The organism is Gottfriedia acidiceleris (assembly GCF_023115465.1).
Taxonomy (GTDB): domain Bacteria; phylum Bacillota; class Bacilli; order Bacillales; family Bacillaceae_G; genus Gottfriedia; species Gottfriedia acidiceleris_B.
The window spans coordinates 2,520,934-2,532,993 of sequence record NZ_CP096034.1 but is presented as its reverse complement, the minus strand read 5'-3'; the positions used below and the strand labels follow the sequence as shown (position 1 = coordinate 2,532,993).

Sequence of the window (12,060 nt, the reverse complement as noted above, 5' to 3'; positions counted from 1 at the left end):
GGAAAAAATGCCTGTAATTATCAACAAAGATCTACCTGCAACGGAAATACTAACGAAAGAAAATGTTTTCTATATGACGAAAGAGCGAGCGGAGTCCCAAGATATAAGACCGCTTCAAATAGGCATTTTAAACTTAATGCCAACTAAAATTGAAACCGAAACGCAATTATTACGTTTAATTGCAAATTCACCTTTACAAGTAGATATCGATTTAATCGGTACTGAATCATACAAGCCAAAAAACGTTTCAGAAGAACATGTTTCAACCTTTTATAAAACAATTTCACAAATTAAAAATACAAAATACGATGGTTTTATTATTACCGGTGCTCCAGTAGAGACATTGGACTTTGAAGAAGTTGAATATTGGTCGGAACTTAAAGAAATCATGGATTTCACAAAAGAAAATGTAACATCTACATTGCATATATGTTGGGGTGCACAAGCAGGTCTTTATCATCACTACGGGGTTCCTAAGTACACATTAGATAAAAAAATGTTTGGTGTTTTCCCACACTCAGTAGAGGATCGCTTTGTGAAACTAGTACGTGGCTTTGATGACGAGTATTATGTACCGCATTCAAGACATACTGAAGTTAGGAAAGTAGATATCGATCAAATAGGAGAATTGAAGATTTTAAGTTTATCGGATGATGCAGGTGTCCATCTTGTTACTAGTGAGGACGGAAAGCAAATTTTCGCAACTGGACATCATGAATATTGTATTAATACTTTAAAATCAGAATATGAAAGAGATGTGCAAAGAGGAGCGGAAATTGCTATTCCAAAAAACTATTTCCAAAATGATAATCCTGAAAGACCACCGATTGTACGTTGGAGAAGTCATGCTAATCTACTTTTCTCAAATTGGTTAAATTATTACGTTTATCAAGAAACCCCTTACAATTTATAATTTTTTATTTTTAGTTTCATAATTTCGTCAATTACTAAATAAAAATAATTGGAAAATTTAAAAAAGTGTTTGCTATTTTCATAAAACATTCCCATAATGGTAATAATATCAAATTTTATCGGAGGAGATCATATGAAGGACTGTATATCTATCGGCCTATTAGGACTTGGAACTGTTGGAAGTGGTGTTGTAAAAATTGTTGAAAATCATCAGGACAGATTAGCTCATCAAATCGGTTGTTCTGTTCAAGTAAAGAAGGTTCTTGTTAAGGACCTTGAAAAGGAACGCTCAATTTCAATTCAAAAGGATTTATTAACAACAGATGCATATGAAATTTTAGATGATGCAGAAGTAGATGTTGTTGTAGAGGTAATGGGTGGAATTGAAGATGCTAGACAATACATACTTCATGCTCTTCGTAATAAAAAGCATGTAGTCACAGCTAATAAAGATTTAATGGCTTTATATGGTACTGAATTACTCCGCGTAGCAAATGAGAATAAATGCGATTTATTCTATGAAGCTAGTGTTGCTGGTGGTATCCCTATTATTCGTAGTTTAGTAGACGGTTTAGCTGCAGACCGTGTAACTAAATTAATGGGTATTGTAAATGGAACGACAAACTTTATTCTTACAAAGATGAGTAATGAAGGAAAAGCATATGAGGATGTGTTAAAAGAAGCTCAGGAACTTGGCTTTGCAGAAGCAGATCCAACATCAGATGTTGAAGGTCTAGATGCTGCGAGAAAAATGACAATTTTAGCTAAATTAGGTTTTTCAATGGATGTTGAACTAGAAGATGTGCAAGTACGTGGAATTAGTTCAGTATCTTCAGAAGACATCGATTTTGCTAAATACTTTGGTTATACAATGAAATTAATCGGTTATGCGAAGAGAAACGATAATCGAATTGAAGTTAGTGTTGGACCAACTTTAATTGCACATAATCATCCATTAGCATCTGTTAGCAATGAATTTAATGCAGTTTATGTTTATGGGGAAGCTGTAGGAGAAACGATGTTCTATGGACCAGGTGCTGGTAGTTTACCAACTGCAACTGCTATCGTATCTGATCTAGTTGCAGTAATGAAAAATATGCGACTTGGTGTAAACGGTACTAGTGCTGTGTTACCACAATATCCAAAAGAAATTAAAGAAGACCATGAAATTTATTTTAAATCATTCTTCCGCTTTACAGTAAAAGATCAATTAGGTTCGTTCGCTGAAATTACTTCAATTTTTACAGAATCTGATATAAGCTTTGAGAAAATTATTCAAGTGCCATTAAAGCATAAAGGGCTTGCTGAAATCATCTTAGTAACACACCATGCTTCATATTCAGCATACAAAAAAGTATTGGAAAATTTAGAAACATCTGAAGTAGTCGATGAAGTACGTAGCTATTATCGAATTGCAGGTGAAGATCTTGATGTATAAAGGATTAATCGAAAAATATTCAAATTTCTTACCTATTAATGAAGAAACACCAAAATTAACTTTAAATGAAGGAAATACGCCATTACTATTTTTACCCAGCTTATCAGAGGAGTGGGGAATTGAATTATATGTTAAGTTAGAAGGGCTAAACCCAACAGGTTCATTTAAAGATCGTGGGATGGTAATGGCAGTTGCTAAGGCAAAAGAAGCAGGCAGTTCAGCGATTATTTGTGCATCCACAGGTAATACATCTGCTGCCGCTGCAGCTTATGCTGCAAGAGCTGGTATGAAATGTTTTGTCATTATTCCTAATGGCAAAATTGCATATGGTAAACTTGCGCAGGCTGTTATGTATGGAGCACATATCATTAGTATCGATGGAAATTTTGATCATGCATTACAAATGGTAAGGAGAATTAGTGAGTCTGAACCAATCACACTAGTAAATTCCGTAAACCCATATCGAATCGAGGGCCAGAAAACAGCTGCTTTCGAAATTTGTGAACAATTGGAAGAAGCTCCAGATATATTAGCAATTCCAGTTGGAAATGCAGGGAATATTACAGCTTATTGGAAAGGATTCAATGAATACAATTTATCAAAAGGTTATCAATTACCTAAAATGCATGGTTTTCAAGCAGAAGGTGCAGCACCAATCGTTCATAATAAAAAGATTGATAATCCCGAAACAATTGCAACAGCTATTCGAATTGGGAACCCAGCAAGCTGGGAGCATGCAGTAAATGCAATTGGACAGTCAAACGGTGCAATCGATAGTGTATCAGATGAAGAAATCCTACAAGCGTATAAATGGATTGCTTCAAAAGAAGGCGTATTTGCAGAACCAGGTTCATGTGCAAGTATTGCTGGAGTATTTAAACAAGTGCAGTCAGGTATAATCAAAAAGGGCTCAAAAGTAGTTGCCATTTTAACAGGTAATGGATTAAAAGATCCAGATATCGCAATTCAATCAAGTAAAATTGAGCCAATACTGTTACCGAATGAAGAAAAAATTGTATTAGAACATTTACAAGGTGTGGTTTCGATATGAAAAAACTTTTCCAAATAACAGTTCCTGCAAGCACTGCAAATGTAGGACCTGGTTTTGATTCGATTGGTATCGCATTAGATCGATACTTAACAATTGAAGTATATGATCACGAGCAATATAGCTGTGAGGGATTTAGTGAATATTTAAAAGATATTCCACTTGATCAGACAAATTTAATCTTAAAAACAGCAATTGATGTTGCAAAAGTAAATCATAAATCATTGCCAACATGTCATTTAAAGCTTGAAAGTAATATTCCGTTAACAAGAGGTTTAGGAAGTAGTGCCTCCGCAATAGTAGGTGGCATTATTCTAGCAAATGAACTTTGTAATCTTCAATTATCTCTAGAAGAACAGCTTAGAATAGCAACTTCAATTGAAGGTCATATGGATAATGTCGGAGCTTCACTTTATGGCGGCTTAGTTATTGGGACTTTTATAGATGGAAAAGCATATATCCAACACTCGACATTAAATAATGTGTCAGTAGTAGCAATTATACCAAAATACGAATTAGAAACAGTCCATGCAAGAAATATATTACCTTCAAACATTCCGTATAAGGATGCTATCCAATCTAGCAGCTATAGTAATCTATTAGTTTTAGCTCTATTAACGGAAAATTGGACATTAGCAGGCGATATGATGAAACGAGATCTGTTTCACGAACCATATCGATGCAAAATTGTCAAAGAGCTAGACACCCTAAAACAAATCGAATTACCTGAATATGTACATGGATTTGTATTAAGTGGAGCTGGTCCAACTGTACTAGCCTTTGTTACGATCAAAGGTTGCACTGAAGCAATTAACTATTTTTCACGTTTATTTCCAAATTGTGATGTAAGTGAAATAAAAGTAGAAAACCAAGGTGCGACAGTTAAACATTCAATCCACTCGAATTAAAAGAAACCACTCAACGATGGAGCGTTGAGTGGTTTCTACTATATTGAGATATATATTTGAAGTGCAAACAAGGTGTACTGCAATTGAAATCTGTTGATGTGCAAATAAAAAGGTGGATACTGCAATTAAAATCTGTGAAAGAGAATAAAAAGTAGGGTACTGCAATTAATCTGAAGAGCAAACAAAAACGGTGCAACTCCAATTAAAATCTGTGAAAGTGCAAATAAAATTTTAAAACTGCAATTAAATCTGTTAAGGTGCAAATAATAAAGTTAAATCTGCAAATAAAAATTACAAAACTACAATTAAAAATGTCAAGTCTGCAAATAAAATCTCTAAAATAGCAAATAAGAGCATCATCTACGAATAAATTAAGTGAAAATGACGAGAACTAACAATAAATTAGAATAAGGGATCAATCGTTCTTTATTTTTCTCGTTCTTTCATATATTTTTCTGCAAGTAATTGTTTAACTTGATTATAAGTTAAACCAGAATTTGCATTTTTTCTTTTCACTTCATTTATGTTGGTTCCAGTTATCGTAAAACGTTTATCATTCATTTGGTTTCATCTCCAAAACAATATTTAATTTTATTATTTATTTCTTAAACAGAAAATATGCTTTTAAAAAGATTTTGGTATTAAATCGTTATGTTTATTTTTCGAAAGATTTGATAAAAAATTGGTAATATTATTGTATTGAAAATTTTATTTTTTATTTTTAGAATATAGTCCCAATTGATCATTCAAATAGTTATTGAATCGATTATTGATTATTTGCCAAAAAAGTTTTTTGGTTATCCTTTTAATGAGAAAGATGATGAATTAATTCAAGGGAAAATTTACTTATTAAAAAAGGAAACTTGGTTTAACCCATACAAAATCTATACCTTGGAAATGTCTCAAAGACAAAGTATACGAAAATTAATCGTAAAATTAGATGAGATGTTAGAGATTCAATCAAATGAGGAAAAGAGAAATGAATTCTTATATGAATTAGAACGGAGATTATTTGACTTAAATCCGAATGGAATTAGAAAAAGAAAAACGAGCCCGAATTAAAGGCTCGTTTTCTTATTTTTTATAAACTTTTACAGTAACTGTTTTAACTCCCCATTTTTGGGCATTTTTCTGACTTGGGATAAATACATCAATCTTATTTCCTTTTAGTGAACCGCCAGTATCTCCAGCAATAGCATAGCCATAGCCTTCTACATATACTTTAGAACCTAGTGGAATTACTTTTGGATCCACAGAAATTACTTTTGCTTTTGGATTCTTTTTTAAATCTATGCCAGTAGCTGTTTTACCACTACATCCTTTGCAGCTACCAGTGTAAGCTGTAGCTTTCATTTTAATTACTTTATAAGGTGTAGCAGCTTTTTTAGCTGTCGTTTTTTTAGTCGTTGTCGTTTTTTTCTTAGTTGCAGGATTAATTTGCAATACTTGATTTACTTTAATTAGGTCTGATTTTAAATGATTCCAAGATTTAATCTGAGAGACTGTTACCTTTTGTTTTTTTGCGATAGCAGATAAAGTATCTCCAGATTTAACTTTGTAAGTGGCTGCGTATGTATTTGTCGTAAATCCCATTGTTAGAATAACAGTAGTAACAAAACATGTCATTAATTTTTTCATATTTCTCGCTCCTGTCCGTCTTCTATGTATAATACTTTACCATGGGAATGTGACAGTAAGATTTCAGTAGTTTTATTTTATGTTACAAATATATTACCTTTTTTTATAATTTTCTATAAATTCTGCATAATAGTTACAGCTAATTTCGACATAGTTCCTAATTAAGAATGTTCAACGACGAATTATAAGCCAAAAAGCTTGATTTTAAAGGGCTGAACGGGTGGAATGAATGATTTATAGTGAGAAAGTTATACAGTAAATACTTTTCAATAAGGTATTAAATAGACTAGAAAAACATACTTTTTTAGGGTAATTGAGCTGGCTTTTATTAATTTAGAATTAAAAACTATGTAACAATTAGTGAAGTTTTGTAATATTTACTTCATATTTAAGGTTAAACAGATCCTAAATTTAAGTTCTAAAACTACTATTATTATTAAAAATACCTTCATAATGAATCATGCTAAACATTACTTACTAGTATAAATAGACAAAATGAACGATTACACCAAAATTCAACAAACTTTTGTAAGATTTAAAATTGGTAAAAAGTAGTATGATTAGACTAAATATTTTGAATAATGTATAATAACAAATGTACTTATAAAACCAAAAGGTGGGGTCGTATGTCAACCAATACATATTCACTTACATGGGATTTAGATGTTTTCTTTAATGGAGGCAGTGAATCTCCTGCATTCGGATCATACATAGAAGAAATTACTAATTTAGTAGGAAGAATAGAGAGACAAGTTTCTTTGTTTTCTGCTCCTAAAAGTAGTGATGAAGTTGAAGAATTAGCTAATATCATAAGTAATATTGAAGTAATTGGTAAGAAATTATCGCAAGCTAGTGGATTTGTTAGCTGTTTACAAGCTCAAAATATGGCTGATCAAAAAGCTAATTTATTAAGAGGAACTTTAACGCAGCTATATGCAACATTTTCTACATGTTTAACAAAATTCCATAGTCAATTAACTAAAATAGAAGATTCTGTTTGGAAAGATATTTTAGAAACTGATGAGTTTAAGGAAATTTCGTTTGCATTAAATGAGCGTCGTCAAAATGCTAGTGAATTATTATCAGTTGAACAAGAGGCATTAATTACTGCCCTGTCAGTTGATGGATATCATGGTTGGGGCCAAATGTACGATACTGTTGTTGGTAAAATGCAGATCGAACATGGTGATAAACTTTTATCTGTTGGTCAAGCATCAAATCTATTTTCTTCTAAAGAACGCAATGTGCGTAAAGAGATTTTTGAAAAATGGGAAGAAACATGGGGTGAAGATTCAGATTATTTCGCAAAAATATTAAACCATCTTGCAGGTTTCCGTTTAAGTGTATATGGACAACGTGGATGGAATAATGTATTAAAAGAACCATTATCAATCAATCGTATGAGTCAAGAAACACTTGATTCAATGTGGAGTGCGATAATCGACAATAAAGCTCCATTTGTTGAATATTTAGAAAGAAAAGCTAAATTACTAGGCGTAGAGAAATTAAGTTGGTATGATTTAGATGCGCCTGTGGCTGATATTGATTCTACCGTTTCATATTCTGAAGGTGCAGAATTTATATTAGTTCAATTTAGTAAATTTGGTGATGAATTAACTAGTTTTACAAAGATGGCTTTTGAAGACTCTTGGATTGAAGCGGAGGATCGTGCAGGTAAACGTCCAGGTGGTTTCTGTACAGGATTTCCTGAAAGTGGCCAATCTCGTATATTCATGACATATTCAGGTACACCTTCGAATGTTTCAACATTAGCACATGAATTAGGTCATGCTTTCCATTCATTTGCGATGAAAGATGTTCATACACTTAATAAATATTATGCAATGAATGTTGCTGAAACAGCTTCTACATTTGCAGAAATGATCGTAGCTGATGCAGCTGTTAAAAATGCGAGTTCCGATCAGGAGCGATTAGCTCTATTAGAAGACAAAATTCAACGTAGTGTAGCATTTTATATGAATATTCATGCTCGCTTCTTGTTTGAAACGCGTTTTTACGAAGAGCGTAAAAATGGTGTTGTAAGCAAAAATAAAATAAATGAACTGATGGAAGAAGCTCAAAAAGAAGCTTACTGTGGTGCTTTAGAAGAGTATCATCCACATTTCTGGGCATCAAAACTACACTTTTATATTACAGGTGTGCCTTTTTATAACTTTCCATACACTTTTGGATACTTATTCTCATTAGGAATTTATGCAAAAGCATTGGAAGAAGGCAAGAGCTATGAACAGAAATATATTGCACTTTTAAAAGATACGGCTTGTATGACAGTTGAAGAATTAGCTCAAAAACATTTAGGTGTAGATTTAACAAAACGTGATTTCTGGGAGAAGGCAGTAAAACTATCTCTTAAAGACGTTGAAGAATTTTTATCGATCACCGAATGATAACTTTTTATGATGAGGACTCGTTTAATTACGAGTTCTTTTCCTGTTTTAAATGCCTATATTAAGAATTTTGTAGAATTATTAAAAAGAGATAAGAAAATACGAAGGGGTTTTTAATCATTACCTCTTTAGTAGGGGAGTGACTAAATTGAATAGTTTTAAATTTTTAAAACCTTATAAAATAACCATTTTCGCAGCAATCGTCTTTTTACTTTTAGAATTAGTAGTTGAATTGTTTCAACCATATATTTTATCTAATATCATTAACAATGGAATAGTTCACAAAGACATGGCTTATGTTACAAAATGGGGTATCGTCATGATCGTGTTATCGATCGTTGCCTTTATAGGAGGAGTATTAAATACTTTTTATGCTACTCATATTGCTCAAAGCTATTCATATACGTTAAGGAAAACATTATTTGAGAAAGTACAAACTTTTTCATTTACGACGTTTAGTTATTTACCAACTTCATCAATCATTACTAGATTGACAAATGACGTATCACAATTACAAAGTGCAGTATTTATGAGCTTAAGAATTATTTTGAGAGCACCATTAATCGTAACTGGTAGTGTCGTAATGGCACTAATTTTGAATTGGAAGCTTTCATTTATTCTATTTTTAATTCTACCTTTCTTATTTATATTCCTAAATTGGATGGTTAAAAAAGGTAGAAGGCTATTTAAAAATGTTCAAGATAATGTGGATACTGTAAATAGTGTGCTAAGAGAAAACTTAGTTGGAATGAAATTAATTAAAGCCTTTGTACGAAATGACCATGAAAATAAACGATTTCAACATATAAATCAAAATTTAAAACAAAAAACTTCTGTTGCATTACGAACTATGGAAATTACGATGCCAGTCATGCTTCTATTTATGAATGCTTCGATTTTGATTGTATTGTGGTTTGGAAATAGTAAAGTACATTCACACGAAACGAATATTGGAGACATTGTTGCAATCGTAAATTATATTTCTCGAATTACTTCATCATTTACTGTTTTTTCATTTATTATTAGTGCGTTTTCAAGAATGAGAGCTTCTGCTGAACGAATCGATGAAATATTAACGATTGAAGAAGACTTTGTAGAAAAGAATGAAGGAAACCACCTAGCAAATCGATTAGAAGGAAAAATTCAATTCCATCAAGTTTCTTTCAGTTATCCTAATTCTGAAAAAGAAGTGTTAAAAAATATTTCATTTGTTGCATACCCTGAACAAACAATTGCAATATTGGGTTCAACAGGATCTGGAAAAACATCTTTATTCCAATTAATCCCTCGCTTATACGATGTTAATTCTGGAACAATTTTAATTGATGATCAAGATATACGTAAAATTAACAGTAAGCAATTAAGAGGACAAATTGGCTATGTGCCGCAAGAAGCTCTACTATTTACAGGAACGATCAAAGAAAATTTACTTATGGGTAGAGAAAGTGCATCAGATGAGGAAGTGTATTTAGCTGCTAAACATGCGCAAATTCACGATTCAATTTTGACTTTTCCAAATGGATATGAAAGTTTAATTGGTCAAAAAGGGGTTAACCTTTCAGGTGGGCAAAAACAAAGACTTTCGATTGCAAGAGCATTACTTAGAAAGCCTAGTATCTTATTACTTGATGATAGTACTAGTGCATTAGATTTAAAAACCGAAGCTAGTTTGATTGAAGCTTTAAAAAATTACGAGTGTACGACATTAATCATCACTCAAAAAATTAGCACAGCAATAAATGCAGATAAAATAATAATTATAGATGAAGGTGAACTTGTAGAAGAGGGGACACACGAATCTCTATTAAAAAGTTCAAAATTATATAAAGCAATCTACTATTCACAATATGGAAGGGAGGAAATTCATAATGTTAAAGGAGCTAACTAAACCTTTCCAATATAAACAATTACAATTATCAAAGGAAAAGAAGAAAAAGGAAGCTTCTCGAGCAGATAACGTTTCCTCTACATTGAAAAGAATATGGTCTTACCTAGCATTAATGAAAGGTAAATTAGTTGTCGTACTTTTAATGGTTTTAGTAAGCTCTGTACTTGGTTTAGTAGGACCTGTATTAGTTGGTTATTCAATCGATCATTATATTCTAAAAAATAATTTAAGTGGTTTAAGTTGGTTAATCGTTGCTTTAGTGTTTATTTACTTAGGTTATTCAGCATCATTGTTTTTACAAAATTTTTGGATGATTGATATTGCACAAAATACTGTAACAAAAATGAGAACAGAATTATTTAATATGTTTCATAAATTACCAATGTCATTTTTTGAAAAAAGACAACACGGAGAGTTAATGAGCCGTGTAACGAATGACTTGGAAAATGTAAGTTCGACTTTAAATACTTCAGTAATTCAAGTATTTTCAAGTGTTTTAACTTTAGTGGGAACTGTTTCAGTTATGCTTTGGTATAGTCCAATCTTAACATTATTGACTTTATCCATTGTTCCAGTTTTAATAATTGGTATTAAATGGATTACACACCGTACTGGCCAACTTTATAAAATTCAGCAACGTAACTTAGGTGAGCTAAATGGATTTATTGAAGAAACAGTATCGGGACAAAGAATCATAAAGACTTTTTCTCAAGAAGATAAAATGATTCGAGACTTTTTAAATAAAAATGAAAAATTGAAAAACTCAGGATTTTGGGCATTTATCTTTGCCGGATTTATTCCTAAATTCATGAATGTATTAAACAATGTAAGCTTTGCAATTATTGCAGGTATTGGTGGCTACTTTGCCTATAAAGGACATATATCGATTGGTACAATTGTTGTATTTACTGAGTATTCAAGACAATTTACTCGTCCACTAAACGATTTATCAAATCAATTTAATACTTTACTTTCTGCGATCGCTGGTGCTGAAAGAGTATTCTCAATCATCGATGAAGATATTGAAGCGATTGATGAATCCCACATTATTAACGATCAAAAAATTATTCAAGGTGAAGTTGAATATAAGAATGTTAATTTTTCTTATGGGAAGGATTCCAATACATTAACCGATGTTTCATTCAAAGTATCACAAGGTGAGACAATTGCCTTAATCGGACCAACTGGTGCAGGTAAAACTACAGTAGTAAATTTACTTTCACGCTTTTATCAAATCAATAGTGGTGATATACTCATAGATGGTGTAAGTATTGGTCAATATTCTAGAAAAAACTTGAGGCAACAAATGGCATTTGTTTTACAAGATTCATTTTTATTTAAAGGAACAATTCGAGAAAATATTCGCTATGGTCGTTTAGATGCAACAGATGAAGAAGTAGAAGAGGCTGCAAAGCTTGCCAATGCACATAGTTTTATTATGAAATCTTCAAAAGGATATGATACAATTTTACAACAGGATGATCAGCAAATTAGTCAAGGTCAAAAGCAACTTCTCTCAATTGCACGAGCTATTCTAGCAAATCCTGCAATTTTAATTTTAGATGAAGCAACGAGTAGTATTGATACAATCACTGAAATTAAAATTCAAGAAGCTTTACAAAGACTAATGCAAGGCCGAACAAGCTTTGTCATTGCTCATCGACTTAATACAATTAAAAATGCTAATCAAATACTTGTTTTGAAAAATGGAATGTGTATAGAGAGAGGTTCACATGAAGAATTAATTGATAAACAAGGTTTTTACTATGAATTAGTAAAACATCAAGGGATGAATGAAGATCAGCATATACAATAAAGGG

Annotated in this window: 10 protein-coding genes; 8 read left to right on the top strand and 2 right to left on the bottom strand. The window is 31.9% G+C overall.

The window, feature by feature from the left end; translation table 11 throughout:
• Positions 1-7 precede the first annotated feature (7 nt).
• The 4 genes from metA to thrB all read left to right on the top strand — a co-directional run bounded on the left by metA (position 8) and on the right by thrB (position 4,306).
• The gene (gene metA, locus MY490_RS12095) at positions 8-913 is read left to right on the top strand and encodes a homoserine O-acetyltransferase MetA (protein WP_248265947.1); all 906 of its coding nucleotides are present in this window, start codon (positions 8-10) and stop codon (positions 911-913) included.
• A gap of 132 nt (positions 914-1,045) precedes the next feature.
• Positions 1,046-2,350 carry a homoserine dehydrogenase gene (locus tag MY490_RS12090; RefSeq protein ID WP_248265946.1) on the top strand — a complete coding sequence of 435 codons (1,305 nt, stop codon included), beginning with the start codon at positions 1,046-1,048 and terminating at the stop codon, positions 2,348-2,350.
• Entirely contained in the window at positions 2,343-3,401 is a 1,059-nt protein-coding gene (gene thrC, locus MY490_RS12085; RefSeq protein ID WP_248265945.1) for a threonine synthase, read from the top strand. Before MY490_RS12090 ends, thrC begins: the two co-directional genes overlap by 8 nt.
• A complete protein-coding gene (gene thrB, locus MY490_RS12080; protein ID WP_248265944.1) occupies positions 3,398-4,306 on the top strand; it encodes a homoserine kinase in 909 nt (302 codons plus the stop codon). Before thrC ends, thrB begins: the two co-directional genes overlap by 4 nt.
• 426 nt (positions 4,307-4,732) lie before the next feature.
• On the opposite strand, the gene MY490_RS22150 is transcribed toward thrB, so the two are convergent.
• The gene (locus MY490_RS22150; protein ID WP_282439792.1) at positions 4,733-4,867 is read right to left on the bottom strand and encodes a hypothetical protein; all 135 of its coding nucleotides are present in this window, start codon (positions 4,865-4,867) and stop codon (positions 4,733-4,735) included.
• A 177-nt stretch (positions 4,868-5,044) separates the two neighbouring features.
• Between MY490_RS22150 and MY490_RS12075 the strand changes: the two genes are divergently transcribed.
• The gene (locus MY490_RS12075) at positions 5,045-5,368 is read left to right on the top strand and encodes a hypothetical protein (RefSeq protein WP_248265943.1); all 324 of its coding nucleotides are present in this window, start codon (positions 5,045-5,047) and stop codon (positions 5,366-5,368) included.
• A 12-nt stretch (positions 5,369-5,380) separates the two neighbouring features.
• Here the strand turns inward: MY490_RS12075 and MY490_RS12070 are convergent, their stop codons facing one another.
• Entirely contained in the window at positions 5,381-5,944 is a 564-nt protein-coding gene (locus MY490_RS12070) for a 3D domain-containing protein (protein ID WP_248265942.1), read from the bottom strand.
• 626 nt (positions 5,945-6,570) lie between these two features.
• On the opposite strand from MY490_RS12070, the gene MY490_RS12065 reads away from it, so the two are divergent.
• From MY490_RS12065 to MY490_RS12055, 3 genes are all read left to right on the top strand, one after another.
• Positions 6,571-8,352: a M3 family oligoendopeptidase gene (locus MY490_RS12065; protein ID WP_248265941.1), complete on the top strand. Its 1,782-nt coding sequence runs from the start codon at positions 6,571-6,573 to the stop codon at positions 8,350-8,352.
• A gap of 139 nt (positions 8,353-8,491) precedes the next feature.
• Positions 8,492-10,240 (top strand): ABC transporter ATP-binding protein, encoded by a 1,749-nt coding sequence (locus MY490_RS12060; protein ID WP_432707007.1) that lies wholly within the window; start codon positions 8,492-8,494, stop codon positions 10,238-10,240.
• Entirely contained in the window at positions 10,221-12,056 is a 1,836-nt protein-coding gene (locus MY490_RS12055; protein ID WP_248265939.1) for an ABC transporter ATP-binding protein, read from the top strand. Before MY490_RS12060 ends, MY490_RS12055 begins: the two co-directional genes overlap by 20 nt.
• Positions 12,057-12,060 lie beyond the last annotated feature (4 nt).

Excerpts from the sequence above, each read along its gene's own strand:
- MY490_RS12090 (WP_248265946.1), top strand. The coding sequence starts at position 1,046 with ATGAAGGACTGTATATCTATCGGCCTATTAGGACTTGGAACTGTTGGA.
- metA (WP_248265947.1), top strand. The coding sequence starts at position 8 with ATGCCTGTAATTATCAACAAAGATCTACCTGCAACGGAAATACTAACG.
- MY490_RS12055 (WP_248265939.1), top strand. The coding sequence starts at position 10,221 with ATGTTAAAGGAGCTAACTAAACCTTTCCAATATAAACAATTACAATTA.
- thrC (WP_248265945.1), top strand. The coding sequence starts at position 2,343 with ATGTATAAAGGATTAATCGAAAAATATTCAAATTTCTTACCTATTAAT.
- MY490_RS12070 (WP_248265942.1), bottom strand. The coding sequence starts at position 5,944 with ATGAAAAAATTAATGACATGTTTTGTTACTACTGTTATTCTAACAATG.
- MY490_RS12065 (WP_248265941.1), top strand. The coding sequence starts at position 6,571 with ATGTCAACCAATACATATTCACTTACATGGGATTTAGATGTTTTCTTT.
- MY490_RS22150 (WP_282439792.1), bottom strand. The coding sequence starts at position 4,867 with ATGAATGATAAACGTTTTACGATAACTGGAACCAACATAAATGAAGTG.
- thrB (WP_248265944.1), top strand. The coding sequence starts at position 3,398 with ATGAAAAAACTTTTCCAAATAACAGTTCCTGCAAGCACTGCAAATGTA.